The sequence below is a fragment of the Actinoallomurus sp. NBC_01490 genome (assembly GCF_036227085.1).
GTDB lineage: Bacteria > Actinomycetota > Actinomycetes > Streptosporangiales > Streptosporangiaceae > Actinoallomurus > Actinoallomurus oryzae.
On the sequence record NZ_CP109433.1, the window covers coordinates 5,112,049 to 5,131,102 of the forward strand.

Here is a 19,054-nt window from a genome sequence, read left to right on the forward strand (position 1 = left end):
ATCAGGGCGGTCTTGTGCGGAACTCATTGGTATTCAGGGACACAGTGCCCGCGCGGACCTGTTTCCCCGTCCCCCTTTCAATGCGGTATCCCCGTATACGGCTTACCGATGATCTTCTTGACTCGACATTGACGCGATTACGTCGCCTTCGGTCAGCGGATGGTGCGTCGCAGGCGATACATCCGTTCAGGACGGAAATGGACCCCGGCTTCCGATGTCATTCGTTGGTGTGCGGAGTCAGGCGGATGATCGGCGGGATCCGGTCGGTCTTGTCGGGGTGGGCGGCGATGTTGTGGTCCCAGGCGGGGTTACCGGCCGCGCCGGCGGCCGACGCGACGATCAGCCAGGAGCCGTCGGAGCCGGGGAACCGGCCGACCGGGGTGGTGCGCCCGGCTCCGCTTCTGGCGCCGAGGGTCGTCAGGATCAGGGCATTGAGACCCATGGCTGTGCCGGTCCTGCGGATCCGCCGGGCGAGCAGCGTGTTGAACCGGCGCATCAGCCGCCCGGACGGCTGTCGGGCGCCGCGGGTCCCCGCGGGCGTGTCGAAGCTCATGAGATCTCCAGGGATCGAGAGAACGCAGGACACACGGATGGACAGAGCGACGGTCGGCTACGGAACACGACCTGTGGCGGAGCGTACAGGCCGTGCGGTGGGGCCGGATGGGGCCGGATCGGACGCGGAACCGGCCGGGGTGCCGCCGGACCGCCCGGCCGACCGAGCCCCCGGATCGACGGCTACAGCGCCCGGACCTGCGGCGGCCCGGCTTCACCGCGTCCAGCGGTGTGATCGGCGAGCATCGACGGTATCGGCGAGTGAAAAGCCGGATCACAACCATTTCGGCTGATGATCGTCCGACGTGTCCCGTGCTTTCCTGGAACGGTTCTACCGCCTTGTTGTGACAGGTGACGGCCGTCGTGGCCGGATCCGTGTGCCGCCGTGCGACGGCACGATCCTCACCACGGACGCGCTACCAGGTACCCGGACGGTAACGCGTCAATGCCGCAACGGCGACCACGTGTTCTCGCCCTGATTCCTCGGAGGGTGTTCGAATTGACGGAAGGTCAGGCCAAGGCCCCCGTGCTCGTGGTGCTCGACGACATCGCGGGAGGTGTCCGCGATATCGATTTCAGCATGCTCACCGCCGAGGTTCTCGGCCACGGATGGGATCTGGCCAAGGCCACCGGCCGGTCCTGGCAACCCGACGCGGCGGTCTGCGAACAGGCGCTCGCGACCCTGGCGCCCGTCGTTCAGCCGGAGTACCGGGGCGAAGGCATGCCGTTCGGCCCGGAGGTCGCGGTCGCCGACGATGCCTCGCCCCTGGACCGGTTCATCGCCTTCACGGGCCGCTCACCCGAGTGGACCTCTGATCGCGCATAACGCGCGGTAGCACGGTACGCCGCCGGCCAGGTGCCGCCAGCGCAGCGGCACTTCGGCCCGCGAGGGACCAACGTGACGGTCGTCCATCCCTGGATCACCGCGACCGAGGGGGTTCGGGACCTGGTCCGGGCCGGTGCGGCCACGCGAGGGGAATGGACGTCGGGATCCCGATGTGACGGCGTGACGGGCATGTCACGCAGATAACATGCTCAGCGCTCTCGATGGAGCCGGAAGGCCCGGTGCACTACGGGGAAGCGGTTCTCGTTTCGACCGCCACGGCGGTGGGATGATCGCGGGCTGAGCCGGTGGCGATGCGCTCGAATGCGACGGACGGTAGTGCTGGCTGTACCGCGGATGTACCGCGTGCCGGATCGTGACGGCCGTCGGTCTTGGAGAAGCTACTTCGTACGAAGCGGCCGGATGCCTCCAGCCGCTTCGCGATCGGCTGGACTCCTTGGCGCCCGGGCAGGGCGCCGCCGACCTCGACCTGGGCATCGCTCGCATTCGCGGAGGAAATGCGTGGACTTCCAGTCACTTCGTTACGCGATCACGCTTGCGGAGGAGTTGCACTTCGGCCGCGCCGCGCAGCGGCACTACATCGGCGCGCAGCCGTTCGGCCGTCGAATCCACGAGCTGGAGCGTGAACTGGGCGTCCGGCTGTTCGAGCGCACCAGCCGGAGGGTCACCGTGACTCCCGCGGGCGCGCGGATCGTGGCCGAGGCACGGGCCATCGTGGACGCGGTGGACGCGCTCACCGATTCGCGCCACTGGGCCGGACCCGACGAGCCCGAAATTCCGGCCGGCTCGCGCAAGAAGTCGAAAGGACGGTCGCGGGGAAAGGTACGTGGCGGCGGGAGTGCGCGGAGCGCCGCCACGTGAATGTCAGTTGAAGTGGATTTCTTCGAACACTACACCAGTGGGGCCGAAATAAATTTCCTGGTAGTTCTTGAAGCGCACGTGCCGGCCGTCACTCGCCCGGACGAGATACCCGCTGTTGTTCCCGGCCCGGATGAGGTCGACCGCGAAGCCCATGCCGTACGTGACGTTGCTTCCCTCGAGGCACTCGCTCAGGGGCGTGCCGCCGTTGGTGCTCGAGGCGTGCAGAACGAAGAATGTGTCGGGAGTGCAGTTGACGTCCGCGTGCGCCGGGGACGCGACCATTCCCGCGGACAAGGTGGCGATACCCGCAGCGGCCAACCCGGCCGCGATCATTCGCTTGAACATTGGGCTCCTTCCAAAGCCTCAGTAGCCGTCAGTTGATAAGACGTGGGTATACGCGAGAAGGTTTACGTCGGATGACTCACTGATTTTCCGTGCCCGGCGCGCGGCTGCCGCGATCGGGCCCGTCCGTACGGCCTCGGCCCGAATGGAGGACCTCGCGTCGCACCCGTCTCAAGGTGTCGAGGAAGTGTGCGGGTTCGGCTTTTTCGATGCCCTGCCGGCGACGCGGTCGGTGAGCCAGTCATCGACCGCGGCGCGGACGGTGGTCAGGTCGTAGGCGCGCTGGTCGACGTTGTCGACCCGCAGTTCGAACACCGGGATACCCGCGCGTTCGAGAGTCTCGGTGATGAACCAGCCGCTGCGCGCGTCCTCGCCGACCAGGTGCACGACTCCGTCGACCTGGTGCAGCCTCGCCTCCTTGAGGTACCACTCGTTCGACCACGGTGGGCGGTACAGCTGGTCCGAGAAGGCCGCGAACCTCGCGGCGAGGGCGCGCATCGGGTCGTCGCCGTGGCGGATGTAGCCGTCCGCGGCGATCGCCAGGTACATCGACCAGACGAAGACGGCGCCGTGACGTTCCTCGAAGTACCGGTAGAAGTCCATGTCGTACCAGAGGCCGCGGCCGATCCACATCAACCGCAGCCGCTCGCCGGGGCAGGCGGCCTCGCCGGCGGCGACGCGCGCGGCGACCTCGTCATGGAAGCGTCTGGCGGCGTCACGGGCCCAGACGGTGCCACGGTGCCATTGCGGGACCATGACGCTGGAGATGCTGTCGTCCACGCGAAGCGGGACCGGACGCGTGCGGGCGATGAGGTCGCGGGTGCGGCGGTTCCATTCCTCCTGCTCGTTGATCAGAGCCATGACCTCGCGGAAGCGGGACTCGCGGAAGACGCGGCCGGTCGTGGTCTCCAGGAAGCGCACCAGCCCTTCCAGCTCGGCGACCATGAGGTCCAGGCGTGCGGTGCCGATGGCGGTCTCCCACTGGTCGGGCATCAGCTCCCACCAGTTGACCGGGACCGTGTCGGCGGCGGCGCTCTCCAGCGGGTAGTAGGCGATCCCGTCCTGCTCGTCCCAGATGTCGAAGACCTTGCGTGAGGCGTCGCCGGTGGTGTCGCCCAGGACGATCGTGGGCCGGGGCAGCCCGTTCCAGGGAGGGTCGGGGATCTCCGCGAAGACGGACGCGAGGGAGGTGGCGCTGTACTGCTCGGAGTAGTCGGGATAGCCGTTCTCGCGGAGCGTCCGCAGGTATTCGCCCGTACGCCGCTTGGCGGCCACGACGGACGCCCACCATTGGTTCACCACGTACGGGATGCCCATCGCCCGGAAGATCTCCTGTGGCGCGTCGGCGTTGACGAGGGCGAGTGGTGCGCCACCGGCCACGGCCTCGCGCAGCCCGGCGAACCATTCCCGCTGGTAGCGGGTGGCCTCGGTCGAAGAGGCGAGGAGCTTGTTCCGCCGGGCCATCAGCCGGTCTCTCCGTTCTGACGGGCGGTGCGCAGGGCGTCCGCGATGATCGGTAGCGCGTCCTCGCCGAGTTCTCCGTAGCGGCGGTGTTCGAGGATCACCGCCGGGACGCCGGCCGCTCTTCGCTGGGCGGGGAAGTCCCAGGCCGGTGCCTCGTCCCTGTCGCGGACGTAGCACACGAGCAGGTCGGGGTGGGAGCGTTCCACGGTGGCGGCGGTCTGGTCGGCGCGGACGCGGACCGACGACCGCGCCGCGGTCGGGGCCCGGTACTGGTAGCGCTCGGCCAGGGCGTCCAGGGTCGGCTCGCCGACGAGCGGTCCGGCGAGTGCGTCTCCCCAGTCGTGGTCGTCGGCGACGATCAGGTAACCGGCGTCTTCGATCGCACGGTAGACCTCGGGACCGTCATGGGCACTGCCGGTGAGGTAGAGGCGGGGACGGTCGTAGCGGGGCAGGTCGGCGTCGGCGAGCATGAGCCGGTCGAGCAGTGCCGTGTGCTCCTCGGGGGTCAGCACCGCGCCGGCACCGATCGCGATCAGCGCGTCCTCGCCACGCAGCGCGGGACGGTCGGCGGTGCGCAGCCGCCGCAGGGCGAGCATCCTCCGTCGCGCCTCGTCGTGCTGCCGGACGGCCTTCGCGAGCTCGCTCTCGCCGATGCGCCGGCCGGACCAGCGTTCGAGCAGTTCCTTGGTCTCCGCGAGCCGGACGCGGTTGTAGCGGGTCGTGGTGCGGTGGGGGAGATGAAGGACGTCGACGAGGTGGGTGCGCGGCAGGGCGGGTTCGACGCCGAGTCGGCGCAGTTCGCGGACGGTGTAGAAGAGCCGCAGTGAGGCGGCGCAGTCGTTGGAGATCAGCAGCAGGTCCAGCTCCGGCTCTCCGGACAGGAGACCGGCGAGGATCGAACCGGCCGCGGGATCGAGGCCGGTGCCGAGATAGCGGTCGGCGGCGTCGCGGTCGCGGGCGGGATCCCCGGCCAGCCGCACCGGTAGCGCCCCGGCCGCGGTGACGAGTTCGACGGGGACGTCGGCGCCCACGCATCCCACGACCGGGGCGCCCGCCGCGCGCCGGCGCCGGATGGCGGCGGGCCGGTCGTCGTAGGCGTCGCGCAGCTCCTTGAGCGCCGCGGGCGTGGTGCTCACAGGACGCCCTCGTCGGCGAGCGCGGCCAGGCGTTCGGCGGAGTAGCCGAGCAGCCCGCCGAGCACCGCCTGGTTGTGCTGGCCGATGTGAGGTGCCGGGCGGTCCAGGTCGGCGTCCGAGGCGGAGAACGTGATCGGGATTCCCGGGCCCAGCAGTCCGGTCGGGCCGTGGTCGGGGTGGACCAGCTCGACGACCTCCCCGCGGGCGAGGACCGTCGGGTCCCGGACGGCCTCCGCCGGGTCCCGTACCTCGGCGGCCGGGACGCCGTGGTCCGCGAGCCGCTTGATCGCCTCCGCGCGGGTCAGCCCGGACGACCAGGAACGGATCAGCTCGTGGAGTTCCGCGGCGCTCCGAACGCGCCGGTCGCGCGTGGCGAAACGCTCGTCCCCGGCCAGTTCGGGGCGGTCCATCGCGGCGAACACCCCGCGCGCGAACGCGTCGGTCGGGCCGCACAGAGCGATCCAGCCGTCGGCGGCCGGGAACACGCCGAACGGTGCGAGCCGCGGCACCAGCGCGCCGGTGCGGCCGGGCAGGCCCATCATCTCGTAGGCGTCGAACGGCTCGCAGGACAGCAGCGAGGTGAGCGCGCCGAGCATGGACACGTCGACGTGCTGGCCCTCGCCGGTGTGTTCGGCGTGCAGCACGGCGGCGAGGGTGCCGATGACGGCGTACAGCGGGGCGAGCAGGTCACCGACCGGAAGACCGAACCGGACGGGAGGGTCGCCCGGTTCGCCGGCCGTCATCATCACCCCGCTGAGCGCCTGGATGATGGTGTCCATCGCCTTGCCCGTGCCGGAGCCGCCGCCTTGCGCGCCGAAGCCGCTGATCGAGGTGTAGACGATGCGCGGGTTGACCGCACGCGCCGCCTGGTAGCCGACGCCGAGCCGGTCGGCCGTGCCGGCCGCGTAATTCTCGACCACGACGTCGGCGTGGCCGAGGAGGTCGGCGAAGACCTCCCGGCCGCGGGGCTGCTTGAGGTCGAGCGTGACGCTCATTTTGCCCCGGCCACGGGTCAGCATCGACACCGACATGTCGGTGGCGTCGCGGCGATCGGCGGCCGGGCCGTCCGCCCGCGCGTACGGAGAGTTGCCGCGGGAACTGTCCCCGCCGGTCGCCGGATTCTCGATCTTGATCACGGTGGCGCCCAGGCCGGCCAGCAGCAGCGTGGCGTACGGTCCCGCCAGCGCGGTCGTCAGGTCCAGGACGGTCTTGCCGTCCAGCGGTCGTGCCGTCATCGGGTTCCCCCGTCCACTTCGGTCAACTCGATCTCGGCGTCGCCGCGCCAGCGCGTCGCGGTGTCCAGGCCCGCGCGGCGGCCGATGCCGTCGATGTAGGCGGCGACGTCCTGGCCTCCGTCGCCGCGGCCACGCGGGACGGGGCGTCCTCGGTCGTCGATCCAGCAGGGCACGTAGCCGGCGCCGGTGAGGCCGGACGCGCCGAACCGCATCGTGGCGATGGCGGTGTTCCGGCTCTCCGGATGGAAGGGGTAGAACGGCATGTCCGGATCGGGCGCGAATCCGTACAGTTCGACGCGGCGTCGTGCCCATGCCTCGATCTCCGCGCTCTCGCCGCCGGTCGGGGTGAGGGCGCGGGTGACGGTGACGAAGTTGCCGAGGCCGTGGTAGATCGGACGGCCGCGATAGACCTCGATGCCCCGCATGATGTGGGCATGGTGGCCGACGACCGCGTCGGCGCCCGCGTCGATCGCTGCATGCGCGACGGGCCGCTCGTACATGGCGATCGCGGCCGGGGTGTGGCCGATGCCCTTGTGGAAGGCGACGAGCACGGCGTCGGCCTCGGCGCGGGCGGCGCGTACGTCGTCGGCGAGCCGGTCGAGGTCGTCGGGTTCGGCGAAGGTGTAGATGCGCGGCGGGCCGCCGGGGCTGGCGTGGTCGAGCTCGTAGTGGGTCAGGACGTGCACGTACGCGCAGCCGGCCTTGGCGGAGGTGGCCCATGACTCGCGGGGGCCGACGCAGTTGTAGCTGAGCACGGCCAGTCGCAGCCCACCGCGTTCGACGATGGCGGGGCGCCGCGCCGCGGGCAGGTTCGGCCCGGCACCGGTCGTGGCCACGCCGTTGGCCCGCAGGTGCCGGATCGTGTCCGCGATGCCGCTCGCGCCGGCGTCGTAGATGTGGTTCCCCGCGAGAGTCGCGACGCCGAACCCCGCGCCGGGCAGCGCCGCCAGAGCGGCGGGATCGGCGGGCGGGGCGGGAACGTCGGTGCTGGTCCGCTCGGTGGTGTCGGAGTGCGGCACCTCGATGTGCGCGACCGCGACGTCCGCCCCCAGCAGCGTGTCGCGTGCCGGTTCGAAGAACGAGGCGGGCTCGGGTTCGTCGAGGATGACGTCGCCGACGGCCATCACGGTGATCTCCGCGCTCATGAGTCCTCCTCCGTCGGAGGAGCGATCCCGGCGCACGTGTTCTTTGATTCGCTCGCTCCGCTCGCTCATGCTCCGGCTCCCGTCCTGGCGACGGTCCGGGGCTCGGCGACGTCGTTCAGCTCGTCGACGAACACGCGGACCTCCCGGACGAGCCGCTCCGGGCTCTCCGTGCCGATGAAATGGCCTTCGTCCTCGAAGAGCACGGACTTGGCGCCCGGGACCGAACGGGCCGCGCGCAACGCCGACTCCGGGGAGATGACCCCGTCCCGCATCGCCGCCAGGATCAGGACGGGGACACGGATGCCGCGCAACACCTCGGCCAGTTCCTCGTCGGTGCGCGCCTGCGGGAACGGCTTGCCCTGGTTGATGAGCGCCTCCCGTTCGGGCTGGGCCAGGTACCGCTCCACCCGGCGGGCGATCTCCTCCTCGCGCGCCGCCCGCCGGACGGGGTCGTCGGTCGGCCCGTACATGATCCGGAGCTGCTCGGCGACGATCTCGGGGGAGCGGCGGTTCTCGATCATCCGGCGGCGACCGGCCGACGAGTCCGTGCCGCCCGCGCGGTCGTGCGGGGTACCCACCACGGAGATCAGCGCTTTCAGCCGTTCGGGCCGTCGGGCGGCGAGATGCCAGCCGATGCCGCCGCCGTGTGAGATGCCGGTGTAGATGAACCGGTCGATGCCGAGACGGTCGGCGAAGGCGCAGACGTCGTCCGCCCACTGGTCCAGCCAGCCCTGTTCCGGCGGTACGTCCGGGTGACTGGACCTTCCGTATCCGCGCGCCTGGATCGTGTACACGTGATAGCCGGTGGGCGGTGCCGCCAGGCAGGCCGGGTAGGCATCGGGGTCGAACGCCATGGCGGACGACAGGACGACTTCGTCACCGGTGCCGTACTCGTCGTAGTGCAGCGTGGCGTCTGCCATCTCCATCAAAGGCACGGGGAGCTCTCCTCGTGGTCGGGCCGGTCGTTGGACTTCGCGTCGGTGGGGGAGAGGAAGAGGCGGATCTGGTCGATCAGCGGCTCGGGTTCCTCGTCCAGGAGCGTGCCGTGGCCGTGATCCTGGAAGAGGACCAGGCGAGCACCGGGGACGGCACTCGCGGCGCGCAGGTTGTCCTCGGGCCGGCAGAGCCGGTCCTGCATGCCTCCGGCGACGAGGACGGGGACGTCGACGCGGCGCAGTTCGCCGGCGACCTCCGCGTCGGTGCGCAGATGCGGCAGTGCGACGCCGGCCCGCGGCAGCGTCTCCGGATCGAGTGCGTCCAGGCTCTTCAGGTAGCGTTCGCGGGCCTGGGCGCGCCGGCGCAGCCGCAGCGGATCGGACGTGGGCGGGCGCATCGAGGCGAAGATCTCCTCGGCCAGCCGCCGGTCGTGGACGGCGGCCCTGCGCTGTTCCCAGCCGGACGATCGGCCCGGCCCGGCGTCGCGGCCGTGTGGCGCGCCGACCACCGACACCAGCGCCCGCAGTCCGGGCGGGCGGCCGAGTGCGAGGTGCCAGCCGACGACGGCGCCGTGCGACGCTCCGGCGTAGACGTAACTCGTCTCACCGAGGACTTCGGCGACACTGGCGACGTCCATCGCCCACCGTTCGTACCAGCGGTCGCCCAGATCCTCGTGGGCGCGTGGCGAGCCGTCGGTGCCGCGCAGCTCCAGCGACAGTACGTTGAGGCCGGGAACCTCGGCCAACATCCGCAGCCAGAGCGGACGAGGCGGCCCGCCCGGCCCCTGGTGCGCCGCGATGACCGTTCGATCGCCGTGCCCGAGCCTCCTCCACCGCAGGCCGGCACCCTCCACCGGCACCACACCGCTTCGCGAGGTCATGGGGCCAGCTCCTTCATCAGCCGGTCGCGGACGCCTTCCGCCGTGCTGTCGACCGTGGACACGATGCGGCCGAGCTTGAGAACGGCCACCCGGTCGGCGACCCGCAGGCTGAGGTCGACGTTCTGCTCCGCCATGAGCAGGGATATGCCTCGCCGCTCCCGCTCGGCCCGCAGTACGTCGCCGACCGTGTCGACGACGCTCGGCTGGAGACCGTCGCTGATCTCGTCGATGATGAGCAGCCGGGGTTCGCGCAGCAGCGCCAGCGAGAGCACGAGCATCTTCTGTTCGCCGCCGGACAGCGTCCCGGCGGTCTGCCAGAGACGGTTCGTCAGCACCGGGAAGTAGGCGAGCACCTCCTCGCGGCGCTTCGCCGTATGGCCGCGGGGCAGGTGCATGGTGGCCGCCTGGAGGTTCTCCGCGACGGTCAGGTCGGTGAAGAGGTTTCCCTCCTGAGCGGCGTAGCCGACGCCGAGCCGTACGATCCGGTGGGCGGGCCGACCGGTGACGTCGGAGTCGCCGACGCGGACCGTCCCGGTCGTCCGGCCGGCATGGCCCATGATCGCCTTGAGCAGGGTCGTCTTGCCCATGCCGTTGCGGCCGACGACGGCCAGCGCCTCGCCGGCCGCGACGTCGAACGACACCTCGCGGATGACGGTCGCCGCGCCGTACCCGGCGTCGAGAGCCCGTACGTGCAGGCCGAGGGTCTCGGTCGTGACGTTCGCGCTCATCGGACCGCCGTCCCGAGATAGGCGCTGCGTACGGCGTCCGATCCGCGGACGGCCTCGGGCGGGCCGTCCTCGATGACGCGGCCACCGTGCAGCACGACCACACGGTCGGAGACGCGGATGACGAAGTCCAGGTCGTGTTCGATGAGCACGACCGCGATCCCGATGTCGCGCAGGTGCTCCAGGACCTGGCCGATGTCATGGCGTTCATGGGCGGTGAGCCCGGCGGTCGGCTCGTCCAGGATGATCACACGGGGCCGTGCCGCGACGGCCATCGCCACCTCGAGGCCCTGCCGCAGCCCGTGCGAGAGGTCGGCCGACGGCGTGTCGGCCCGCCCGGCCAGCCCGGCGATCCGGACGATGTCGATGACGGACGGGGCGACCCCGACCGTCGCGCTGCGCCGCCACGGCGAGGGCAGCGCCCCGCGCCGGTCGGCCAGCAGCAGCGCCTCGGCGACGGTGAGGCTGGCGAAGACGGACGGGATCTGGAACTTCCGGCCCACGCCCGCGCGGGCGATCTCGTGCGGTGCCGGCCGGTCGCCGAGCCGCCGGCCCGGCAGCAGGAACTCGACCGTCCCGCGCGACCGCAACCGTCCATCGGTGATGACGTTCGTCAGTGTGGACTTGCCGGCACCGTTCGGCCCCACGACGCACAGCAGCTCGCCCGCGACGACGTCCAGGGCGACGCCGTCCAGGACGCGCAGGGAGCCGTATCCGAACACCAGGTCGCGAATGCGGATCACGGGCCCGCCGCCGTCGGCGTCCGGCGCCGGACGGCCCGGCTCAGCGGGCGCGGCGGCGATGACGCGTCCGCGCGGCGGGTGCCGGTGGGCGAGCAGCCGCCCGGCGAGCCGGACGAGCGGCCCGAGCAGCCCGCCCGGGATGAACACCACGACGGCGATCAGCAGCGCGCCCTCGATGATCGTCCATTGGGCGGGGAACTGCTCGTTCAGCTTGGCGCCGGCCAGGCTCATCACGATCGCGCCGATCATCGGGCCGACGATGGTGGCGCGGCCGCCGACGGCGACCCAGACCAGCATCGAGGTGGCCAGCGTGAAGCTGAACTGGCCGTCGTTGGCGACACCGGTCATCATCGCGAAGACCGCCCCGGCGAGTGCGGTGACGGCCGCACCCGCGGTGAACACCCAGATCTTGACGTTGACGTCGTTGTAGCCCAGGTAGCGGGCGCGCGGTGCGTTGTCGCGGACGGCGCGCATCAGCAGTCCGAAGTCGCTGCGGACGACCACCAGCGCGACGGCGACGGTCACGGCCAGCATCGCCGCGGTGATGTAATACCACCCCAGCGAGGAGACGCCGGGCAGGTTGAAGCCGAACAGCCCGTTCTCACCCCCGCCGAGACCCGGCGTCTGGTCGTAGACCGTGACGGCGGCGGTCGCCAGCGCGAGCGTCACCACGACGATGTAGAAGTCGTTCGACCGGCGGGACGACAGGCACAGCCGCGCGACGATCGCGGCGAGTACGGTCGCGGTGACCACGCCGATGACGACGCCTGCCAGATACCGGCCGGCCGAGCCGTGGACCTCGGTGACCAGCCCGACGTCGGACAGGACCGTGGTGGTGTGGCCGACCGACAGGGCACCGATGCCGAACCAGAGCGCGTGTCCGAGGTCGGGCACGCCGGCGTAGCCCCAGACGAAGTCCAGGCTCACCGCCACGATCGCGTACAGGAACGCCTGGGCGAGCAGTTGCTGGTAGTAGGTGCCGCTGAGGAAGGGAGTCACCAGCACGACCACGGCGATCGCGGCCGCGGCGGCCGTCACCGGCCTAGACATGGGCCCTCCTGAACCTTCGCAGGTCGATGCCGTCCGGGAGGACACCGAGGACGACGACGGCCACGGCGATGACGGCGACCGTCGCGTACGCCGGTTTGGACCAGTAGGCGAACCCGACCTGCACGATCGACAGGACGACGCCGGAGATGACCAGGCCGTGCAGGGTACGGCCCGACATCATCACCGCGAGGAAGGCGGGGATGAGCAGGTTCCCGGCGTAGTTCGGGCTGATCCCGGAGATCGGGCCGAGCAGAACGCCGACGAATCCGGCGAGGGCACAGCCGAGGACGAAGGTCGTCTGCCGGACGAGGGATGTGTTGATGCCGCTGTCCTCGGCCAGGTCCGGGTCGGCCATGCACATCCGCACCCGCAACCCGACCCTGGTGAAGCGGGTCAGCGCCCACATCGCCACGACCAGCAGGACGGCGGCGACCACCAGCAGCACGCGGTACTTCTGCCAGGTGGTGCCGAACAGGTGGAACGAGCCGTGCAGCGGGGTGGCCATGACGCGGCTGTCCGGCCCGTACCTCAGCTGGATGACCTGGGTCAGGACCAGCGACAGACCCCAGGTCGCCAGCATCGTCTCCAGCATCCGCTCGCGAACCCGCCGCAGCAGCAAGGTCTCGGCGGCGGCGCCCAGCAGGCCGGTGACGACCGCGGCGATCAGCGCGCCCGTCCAGAAGCCGAGGCGCGGCCCGATCTCCAGCCCGGTGTAGACACCGACGGCCATGAAGCCGGTCTGGGCGAGGTTGACGATGTGCATCAGGCCCAGCACGATCGCCAGTCCCATGAGGACGAGCAGGGTGGTCGCGCTGGTGTTGATCACGCTGATGAGGACGGTCATGTCGTCTCCCGCCCGGTCACTGCTTGCAGCCGACGGCGGGGTCGGCGGACGGGACGGTGTTCAGGACGGTGGAGGCGGAGCCGTTCGAGCCGACCTTCCAGATCCGCATCGGCATCGTGACGTACCGGTTCGCCGCGGCGGTCACCGTGCCGCTCGGCGTGTCCGCCGTGGCCGCCGAGAGGGCCGCCCCCAGCTTCGCCGATGAGGGCTTCTCGCCCTTGGCCAAGGTGTCGATCGCCTTGGTGACGAGCGTCATGCCCTGGTAGCTGAGGATGGCGTCACCGGGGTTCACGTTCGGCGCCGCCGTCTTCAGCGCGGCGAGGTAGGTGGTGTTGGCGGCGTTCTGGGCCGACTGGTCGTAGGGGCCGGCGTAGACGACGCCCGCCGCGGCGGAGCCGAGCGCTCGTGCCGTCTTGGTGACCATCTGCATGTCACCTTGAATGAGCCTGGCCGTGCCCGCGTTCGCGGCGAACTGCTTGTGGTAGGTGATGTTGTCGCCGGCGACCACGGCGCTGAACACGGTGTCGGCCCCGGAAGAGATGATCTTGGAGATGTCCGGGGAGAAGTCCGAGGTGCCCAGCGTCTCGTAGCCCGTCCCGACGACCGTTCCGCCCTTGGCCTGGATCTGGGCTTTGACGATGGCGAAGGTCGCCTTCGGTGAGGCCGAGTCGGTGCCCATCAGATAGAACTTCTTCGAGCCGTGGGCGAGCAGGTGGTCGATGAGCGGCAGCGCCGCCTGCTTGGGCGATGGCCCGTAGTTCCACATGTTGGGGAAGCAGAACTCCGTCGCGCCGGTGGAGAAGGAGATGTACGGGACCTTCCGTACGGCGGCGACGGCGCGGCACGCCTGCGCGTTGGCGGCGGGCTGGCCGGCCACGATGAGGTCGACGTGGTCCTGGTTGACGAATCGCTGGCAGACCTGCGTGGAGGTGGCCGGGTCGCTGGCGTCGTCACCCTTCGTCAGCTTGATCTTCCACCCGCCCGACCGGTCGTGGACCTTCACCGCGCTCTCGACGCCGCCGGTGAAACCGCCCGCGTAGAGCGCGGCCGTTCCCGACAGGGGCGCGATGTAGCCGACCTTGAGGGTCGAACCGCCGTCGCCCGCCTCGCTCGTCCCGCAGGCGGCGAGGGGGAGGAGCAGTGCGGCGGCGACCGCGCAGAGCACGCGGGAACGGAACGCCGGCGGGCGTTGGATGCGCGGAGGGGTGGGGGATGGGTGACTTGCCCCGATGTTGGCGAACATCCGGGTACCTCCTCGATGACACCACGCCGCATCCGGCGGCGTGAAGGAGTGTGTGGAGTGAGATGGGCGTTCCGCGGCACGGCGGTCATCGTCGTGACGGCATGCCTGGTCGCGTCAGGGCACACCGGCGGTGCGCCGTGTCGTGATGTGAGTTCGGCTGGTGGGGGATGAGGTCCGTACGGGGGCGGGCGCGTGATGCCTTCAGCGGCGGCCGGTTACCACCAGACGTCCCGGTGGGCCTTCTCGACCACCTCGACCAGGCGGGTGATCGACGGGGCTTGGAGATCGTCGAAGCGCAGTGGGCGGCCGTCGCGGTGGGCGCGGACGGTTCCGAGGGCCAGGTCGGCGAACTGGGCGGCCACGGTCTCCAGGCCGAGCGCGCCGTCGGCCTGGTACCACTGGGTGACCAGCGTGGTCGAGCGCATCAGCGCGATCCGCGCCAACGACGCCGACCCGAAGGTGAAGACGCCCTCCGCCTGTCCGCGGGCGAGGACGTCGGTCCACAGCCGGTTCGTCCGCGCGCGCTGGCGGCTGATCGATGGATGGTCGGACCAGTCGCGTGCGTGCAGTTCCTGCTGCAGCAACTGGCCCATCTGCGGATGTTTGATGGGGATGATGACCTGCACGCCGATGAGGGCGGCGAGCCGTTCCTCCGGACGGTCGACGATGGCGCAGGCGTCCTGCAGCGCCTGGCCGTGCCTGCTGAGCCCTTCGAGCACGAGGTCGCTCAAGGCCTCGTCCTTGGAGCTCAGGTAGTGGTAGATCATCGAGGTGCTCACGCCGGCGTGCGCGCCGATCTCGCGGATCCCGGTCGCGTCGAACCCTTTTCGCGAGAACAGCTCCAGCGCCGCCCGTGACAACCGGACGTTGACGGGCGTGGCGTCCGCCGCCCGGCGACCGCGCCGACCCTGTACCGGCTTGCCGGCGTCTCCGCTCATCCGGGCCTCCTCGGTAGGTCAGCTGGATTATCGATCGATCGGTCGATCAATCCATTGCCGCAGAACGTATCTTTTGATCGATCGATCGGTCAATACCTGCGGCGAACCTGCGAGCGTCGAATTTCGGCCGGTCATCGGCTCGTCAATCGCCGAAGACCGGCATTGGTCTATGCGTAATGGCGGAGGACGGCCCGCGCGGCGCAGGCGGGTTTGTCGGAGCCTTCGATCTCCACGGTGAAGGCGAGCCGCATCTCGACGCCGTTGCCGCGAACGTCGTCGACGGACTCCACGGTGCCGTGCAGGCGGATCTTGGCGCCGACCTTTACCGGCTGCGGAAAACGGACCTTGTCCAGGCCGTAGTTGATGCTCATCGAGATGCCCTCGATGGCCAGCAGTCGGGTGAAGAGAGGAATGATCAAAGACAGGGTCAGGTAACCGTGGGCGATCGTGGCACCGAACGGGCCGGTGGCGGCACGCTCGGGATCGGTGTGGATCCACTGATGGTCGTCGGTGGCGTCGGCGAACATGTTCACCCGTTCTTGGGTGATCTCCAGCCAGTCGGTACGGCCCAGGTCGGTCCCGGCGAGAGCCTTGATCTCGTCGAGGCCGGTGACGGTACGCGCGGCGGTCATGGCAGGTCTCCTTCAGAAGGGGGTACCGAATTCATCTCGAATGCGAGCCTTGATCAGCTTCCCGGCGCCGGTGCGGGGCAGAGCGTCGGTGAAGACGAGTGACTTGGGAATCTTGTAGCGTGCCAGACGTCCATCGAGGGAGGCGAGGATGTCCTCGGCCCTCGCCGTGGCATCGGGCGCGAGAACGACGACGGCGCGGGGTACCTCGCCCCACTTTTCGTCCCGGACCCCGATGACGGCGCAGTCACCGACGGCCGGATGCTCGTAGAGCAGGTTCTCGACCTCGGCCGGGTAGATGTTCTCGCCGCCTGAAATGATCATGTCTTTGGCGCGGTCGACGATGGTGACGTAGCCGTCGTCATCGGTGCGGGCGATGTCCCCGGAACGGAACCAGCCGTCGTGGAGGGCCGCGGCCGTCTCATCGGGGAGGTTCCAGTAACCGCTCATGACATTCGGGCCTTCCACGAGCAGTTCGCCGCGGGAGGAGTCGTGGCCGGCGGGGTCGACGATGCGGACGTCGTCGAAGAAGTGCGGAAGGCCGGCGCTGCCGGACTTGTCGAGGGCGTGCTCGGCGTCGAGCAGGCACACGCCGGGGGACGCCTCGGTCATGCCGTAGCCCTGGAGGAAACCCAGTCCGCGTCGCCGGTAGGTCCGGATCAGCGCTTCCGGCACCGGAGCGCCGCCACACAGCATCATCCGCACCGACGACAGATCGGCCTCGGCGAACCGGGGCTCCGCGGCGATCCGCTGGAACATGGCCGGCACGCCGAACATCACCGTGACGCGGAGGCGCTCGACCAGGTCTAGGGTGCGGGCCGGGGAGAACGACTCCTCGAGCACCAGTGTGCCGCCTTTGAGGACGGTGGGCAGGCAGGTCATGTTCAGCGCGGCCGTGTGGAACAGCGGTGCGGAGAGCAGTGCCACGTCACCGGCGGCGAACTCCCCGTCGACCAGGGTGTTGAGGCTGTTCCAGATGAGGTTGCCGTGCGTGAGCACGGCGCCTTTGGCGCGCCCCGTCGTGCCGGAGGTGTACATGATCATCGCCGTGTCGGCGTGCGTCACGCGGATGTCGATGGGATCCGGGGGACAGGCGGCGAGCGCCTGTTCGAGGCCGGCGTCCACGGCAAGGCGGCGCGGAACGTCGCAGGTGACCGCGGACTCTTCGAAGGCCGGGGTGTGCACCAGCACGCTCGCCCCGGAGTCCGTGAGGCAGTGCCGCAGCTCCGGCTCGGCGAGCCGGGTGTTGAGCGGCACGAAGATGGCTCCGAGCTGGCCGGCGGCGAACAGGGTCTCCAGGAACGAGGGATGGTTGGGGCCGAGGTACGCGACACGGTCACCGGGCCGCACGCCGAGCCGGCGCAGGTGATGGGCCAGGCGCGTGGTGCGATCGTGCAGTCGGGCGTAGGTGATCGGGACGCCCTCGTGGATGACGGCGGGGCGGTGCGGGGTTCTACGGGCGCGTCGCGCGGTCCAGGACCCGATGCCGTGGTTGCGCATGCCGTGCCTTTCAGATGGGCCGGGCTCTTCGCCGGGCGGCCGGGCTCATGGGGGCGGGAGAAGTCGTTCGGCGGCGGTCGGTCAAGCCGTGGCGGTCAGCCGGGAGTGAGGCCGAGCAGGCGGAGCGCGTTGTCCTTGAGGATGAGCGGCCGTACGTCGGGCTTGATGTCGATCTTCGCGAAGTCGCTCAGCCACCGGTCGGGGGTGATGACCGGGTAGTCCGAGCCGAACAGCACCTTTTCCTTGAGCAGCGTGTTGGCGTACCGGATGAGCTGCGGCGGGAAGTACTTCGGCGACCATCCGGACAGGTCGATGAACACGTTCGGCTTGTGCGTCGCCACGGCCAGCGCCTCGTCCTGCCAGGGGAAGGACGGGTGCGCCAGGATGATCTGCAGCTCGGGGAAGTCGGTCGCCACGTCGTCGAGCAGCAGGGGATTGGAGTACTTCAGGCGGATGCCTCCGCCGCCCGGCACACCCGCGCCGATGCCGGTCTGCCCGGTGTGGAAGAGGGCGGGCACACCGAGCTCCGCGATGGCCTCGTACAGCGGGTAGGCCATGGGATCGTCGGGCGAGAACGCCTGCAGGCTGGGGTGGAACTTGAAGCCCCGCACCCCGTACTCCTCCACCAGCCGGTGCGCCCGGCGCACCGCCGCCCGGCCTCGCCACGGGTCGAGTGAGGCGAAGGGGATGAGCGCGTCCGCGTGGGCGGCACAGTCCTCGGCGATCTCCTCGTTCGGGATGGGCGGGTGGCCCAGGGCGTGCTCGGCGTCGACGGTGAAGACGACCGCCGCCATGTTCCGCCGGCGGTAGTAGTCGGCCATCTCCTCGATCGTGGGCTGGCGGTGACCCTGCGCGGCGAAGTACTTCTCCGAGGCGGCCATGAGCTCCGGGGTGAGGGACGGATGGCCCGTCCGGGACACCTCCGCGTGCGTGTGCACGTCGATCGCGGTCAGCCGTGCCACGTCCATGCGGGCGGGGGCGGCGATGTCGGTTCGCGGCAGGTCGGTTCGTGGCCCGTCGGTTGGCGGCATGTCAGTTTCCCGTCGGCTGGGGCGCGGGGATGCCGGAGGACTCGGGCTGCGCACCGACACCCTCGGCCCAGGCGGCGGCGATCTCATCGGCGTTCCAGCCGCCGTCCCGCAGCTCTACCTTCTTCTCCTGCGGGTGGGCCCACAGCGCCAGCCGGTCCCCGCCGACGCCGATGGCCTGGCCGGTGATGGCGGCCGAGGCGTCGGAGGCGAGGAAGACGACGAGGCCGGCGACGTCCTCGACGGTGCCGAGCCCTTCGTCCTTGCGCATCCAGGCCGGCAGGGGTTCGCCGGTGCGCTCGGCCTCCGCGATGGCCGGCGCGAACGCCGGAATCGTCTTGGTCATCTCGGTGGCGGCGACGGGGATGACGGCGTTGACCGTGATCCCGGCTCGCGCCAGCTCCAGGGACCAGGTGCGCGCCATGGCCACGATGCCGGCCTTGGCCGCCGCGTAGTTGGTCTGCCCGAAGTTCCCACGCTGTCCGGCCGGCGATCCGATCACGATGATGCGTCCGCCCTCGCCCTGTTCGCGCATCCGGGTCGCGGCGGCCCTGGTGCAGGTGAAGGTGCCGCGCAGGTGGACGCGGACGACGTCGTCGAAGTCATCGTCGGTCATCTTCCACAGGACCTTGTCCCGCAGAATGCCGGCGTTGGTCACCAGGACGTCGAGCCGGCCGAAGTGCTCCACCGCCGCGGAGACCAGATCCTCGGCCGTGGCGGTGTCGCCGACCGCGGCGGTCACTCCGAACGCCCGGCCGCCCGCCGACCGTACGCTCTCCACCGCGGCGTCGACGGCCTGCCGGTCCACGTCGTTGACCACGACGGACGCCCCGGCCGCGGCCAGTGCGCGGGAGTAGGCGAGCCCGAGGCCGCGGCCACTGCCCGTGACGACGGCCACCTTTCCTGTCAGGTCCACTGGAGTCCACCCTTCATCGACAGGATTCCTGGCTATGGGGGGC

Annotated in this window: 19 protein-coding genes; 2 read left to right on the forward strand and 17 right to left on the reverse strand. The window is 70.4% G+C overall.

Annotated features, from left to right (window positions below):
• Positions 1 to 217: 217 nt before the first annotated feature.
• Positions 218 to 553: a nitroreductase/quinone reductase family protein gene (locus OG417_RS24025; RefSeq protein ID WP_329260258.1), complete on the reverse strand. Its 336-nt coding sequence runs from the start codon at positions 551 to 553 to the stop codon at positions 218 to 220.
• Between the two features lie 525 nt (positions 554 to 1,078).
• Here OG417_RS24025 and OG417_RS24030 point away from each other — a divergent pair.
• Both OG417_RS24030 and OG417_RS24035 read left to right on the forward strand, forming a co-directional pair.
• Positions 1,079 to 1,378 carry a hypothetical protein gene (locus OG417_RS24030; protein ID WP_329260260.1) on the forward strand — a complete coding sequence of 100 codons (300 nt, stop codon included), beginning with the start codon at positions 1,079 to 1,081 and terminating at the stop codon, positions 1,376 to 1,378.
• Between the two features lie 519 nt (positions 1,379 to 1,897).
• On the forward strand, positions 1,898 to 2,257 hold the full coding sequence (locus OG417_RS24035) for a LysR family transcriptional regulator (protein WP_329260262.1): 360 nt from the start codon (positions 1,898 to 1,900) through the stop codon (positions 2,255 to 2,257).
• A 3-nt stretch (positions 2,258 to 2,260) separates the two neighbouring features.
• Here the strand turns inward: OG417_RS24035 and OG417_RS24040 are convergent, their stop codons facing one another.
• The 16 genes from OG417_RS24040 to OG417_RS24115 form a co-directional block, all read right to left on the reverse strand.
• Positions 2,261 to 2,602 (reverse strand): hypothetical protein, encoded by a 342-nt coding sequence (locus OG417_RS24040; RefSeq protein WP_329260263.1) that lies wholly within the window; start codon positions 2,600 to 2,602, stop codon positions 2,261 to 2,263.
• 168 nt (positions 2,603 to 2,770) lie between these two features.
• Positions 2,771 to 4,063 (reverse strand): 2-hydroxyacyl-CoA dehydratase family protein, encoded by a 1,293-nt coding sequence (locus OG417_RS24045; protein ID WP_329260265.1) that lies wholly within the window; start codon positions 4,061 to 4,063, stop codon positions 2,771 to 2,773.
• Complete coding sequence (locus OG417_RS24050; RefSeq protein ID WP_329260266.1) at positions 4,063 to 5,199, reverse strand: 2-hydroxyacyl-CoA dehydratase family protein; 1,137 nt, start codon at positions 5,197 to 5,199, stop codon at positions 4,063 to 4,065. The genes OG417_RS24045 and OG417_RS24050 overlap by 1 nt, the downstream gene beginning before the upstream one ends.
• Positions 5,196 to 6,434: a CaiB/BaiF CoA transferase family protein gene (locus OG417_RS24055; RefSeq protein ID WP_329260267.1), complete on the reverse strand. Its 1,239-nt coding sequence runs from the start codon at positions 6,432 to 6,434 to the stop codon at positions 5,196 to 5,198. The genes OG417_RS24050 and OG417_RS24055 overlap by 4 nt, the downstream gene beginning before the upstream one ends.
• Positions 6,431 to 7,579: a CapA family protein gene (locus tag OG417_RS24060; protein ID WP_329260268.1), complete on the reverse strand. Its 1,149-nt coding sequence runs from the start codon at positions 7,577 to 7,579 to the stop codon at positions 6,431 to 6,433. Before OG417_RS24060 ends, OG417_RS24055 begins: the two co-directional genes overlap by 4 nt.
• 65 nt (positions 7,580 to 7,644) lie before the next feature.
• The gene (locus tag OG417_RS24065; RefSeq protein WP_329262499.1) at positions 7,645 to 8,505 is read right to left on the reverse strand and encodes an alpha/beta fold hydrolase; all 861 of its coding nucleotides are present in this window, start codon (positions 8,503 to 8,505) and stop codon (positions 7,645 to 7,647) included.
• Positions 8,505 to 9,395, reverse strand: coding sequence for an alpha/beta fold hydrolase (locus OG417_RS24070; RefSeq protein ID WP_329260269.1), 891 nt, complete (start codon positions 9,393 to 9,395; stop codon positions 8,505 to 8,507). Before OG417_RS24070 ends, OG417_RS24065 begins: the two co-directional genes overlap by 1 nt.
• Complete coding sequence (locus OG417_RS24075; protein ID WP_329260270.1) at positions 9,392 to 10,123, reverse strand: ABC transporter ATP-binding protein; 732 nt, start codon at positions 10,121 to 10,123, stop codon at positions 9,392 to 9,394. Before OG417_RS24075 ends, OG417_RS24070 begins: the two co-directional genes overlap by 4 nt.
• Complete coding sequence (locus tag OG417_RS24080) at positions 10,120 to 11,913, reverse strand: branched-chain amino acid ABC transporter ATP-binding protein/permease (RefSeq protein ID WP_329260271.1); 1,794 nt, start codon at positions 11,911 to 11,913, stop codon at positions 10,120 to 10,122. The genes OG417_RS24075 and OG417_RS24080 overlap by 4 nt, the downstream gene beginning before the upstream one ends.
• On the reverse strand, positions 11,906 to 12,757 hold the full coding sequence (locus tag OG417_RS24085; protein WP_329260272.1) for a branched-chain amino acid ABC transporter permease: 852 nt from the start codon (positions 12,755 to 12,757) through the stop codon (positions 11,906 to 11,908). The genes OG417_RS24080 and OG417_RS24085 overlap by 8 nt, the downstream gene beginning before the upstream one ends.
• 16 nt (positions 12,758 to 12,773) lie before the next feature.
• Complete coding sequence (locus OG417_RS24090; RefSeq protein ID WP_329260273.1) at positions 12,774 to 14,000, reverse strand: ABC transporter substrate-binding protein; 1,227 nt, start codon at positions 13,998 to 14,000, stop codon at positions 12,774 to 12,776.
• 215 nt (positions 14,001 to 14,215) lie between these two features.
• Entirely contained in the window at positions 14,216 to 14,938 is a 723-nt protein-coding gene (locus tag OG417_RS24095; protein ID WP_329260274.1) for a TetR/AcrR family transcriptional regulator, read from the reverse strand.
• Between the two features lie 167 nt (positions 14,939 to 15,105).
• Complete coding sequence (locus OG417_RS24100; RefSeq protein ID WP_329260275.1) at positions 15,106 to 15,570, reverse strand: MaoC family dehydratase; 465 nt, start codon at positions 15,568 to 15,570, stop codon at positions 15,106 to 15,108.
• A 12-nt stretch (positions 15,571 to 15,582) separates the two neighbouring features.
• The gene (locus OG417_RS24105) at positions 15,583 to 17,067 is read right to left on the reverse strand and encodes an acyl-CoA synthetase (protein WP_329260276.1); all 1,485 of its coding nucleotides are present in this window, start codon (positions 17,065 to 17,067) and stop codon (positions 15,583 to 15,585) included.
• A gap of 95 nt (positions 17,068 to 17,162) precedes the next feature.
• The gene (locus tag OG417_RS24110; protein WP_329262502.1) at positions 17,163 to 18,035 is read right to left on the reverse strand and encodes an amidohydrolase family protein; all 873 of its coding nucleotides are present in this window, start codon (positions 18,033 to 18,035) and stop codon (positions 17,163 to 17,165) included.
• A 64-nt stretch (positions 18,036 to 18,099) separates the two neighbouring features.
• A complete protein-coding gene (locus OG417_RS24115) occupies positions 18,100 to 19,011 on the reverse strand; it encodes an SDR family NAD(P)-dependent oxidoreductase (protein ID WP_329260290.1) in 912 nt (303 codons plus the stop codon).
• Positions 19,012 to 19,054: the final 43 nt, after the last annotated feature.

Excerpts from the sequence above, each read along its gene's own strand:
- OG417_RS24025 (WP_329260258.1), bottom strand. The coding sequence starts at position 553 with ATGAGCTTCGACACGCCCGCGGGGACCCGCGGCGCCCGACAGCCGTCC.
- OG417_RS24040 (WP_329260263.1), bottom strand. The coding sequence starts at position 2,602 with ATGTTCAAGCGAATGATCGCGGCCGGGTTGGCCGCTGCGGGTATCGCC.
- OG417_RS24045 (WP_329260265.1), bottom strand. The coding sequence starts at position 4,063 with ATGGCCCGGCGGAACAAGCTCCTCGCCTCTTCGACCGAGGCCACCCGC.
- OG417_RS24055 (WP_329260267.1), bottom strand. The coding sequence starts at position 6,434 with ATGACGGCACGACCGCTGGACGGCAAGACCGTCCTGGACCTGACGACC.
- OG417_RS24060 (WP_329260268.1), bottom strand. The coding sequence starts at position 7,579 with ATGAGCGCGGAGATCACCGTGATGGCCGTCGGCGACGTCATCCTCGAC.
- OG417_RS24065 (WP_329262499.1), bottom strand. The coding sequence starts at position 8,505 with ATGGAGATGGCAGACGCCACGCTGCACTACGACGAGTACGGCACCGGT.
- OG417_RS24070 (WP_329260269.1), bottom strand. The coding sequence starts at position 9,395 with ATGACCTCGCGAAGCGGTGTGGTGCCGGTGGAGGGTGCCGGCCTGCGG.
- OG417_RS24075 (WP_329260270.1), bottom strand. The coding sequence starts at position 10,123 with ATGAGCGCGAACGTCACGACCGAGACCCTCGGCCTGCACGTACGGGCT.
- OG417_RS24080 (WP_329260271.1), bottom strand. The coding sequence starts at position 11,913 with ATGTCTAGGCCGGTGACGGCCGCCGCGGCCGCGATCGCCGTGGTCGTG.
- OG417_RS24085 (WP_329260272.1), bottom strand. The coding sequence starts at position 12,757 with ATGACCGTCCTCATCAGCGTGATCAACACCAGCGCGACCACCCTGCTC.
- OG417_RS24090 (WP_329260273.1), bottom strand. The coding sequence starts at position 14,000 with ATGTTCGCCAACATCGGGGCAAGTCACCCATCCCCCACCCCTCCGCGC.
- OG417_RS24095 (WP_329260274.1), bottom strand. The coding sequence starts at position 14,938 with ATGAGCGGAGACGCCGGCAAGCCGGTACAGGGTCGGCGCGGTCGCCGG.
- OG417_RS24100 (WP_329260275.1), bottom strand. The coding sequence starts at position 15,570 with ATGACCGCCGCGCGTACCGTCACCGGCCTCGACGAGATCAAGGCTCTC.
- OG417_RS24105 (WP_329260276.1), bottom strand. The coding sequence starts at position 17,067 with ATGCGCAACCACGGCATCGGGTCCTGGACCGCGCGACGCGCCCGTAGA.
- OG417_RS24110 (WP_329262502.1), bottom strand. The coding sequence starts at position 18,035 with ATGGACGTGGCACGGCTGACCGCGATCGACGTGCACACGCACGCGGAG.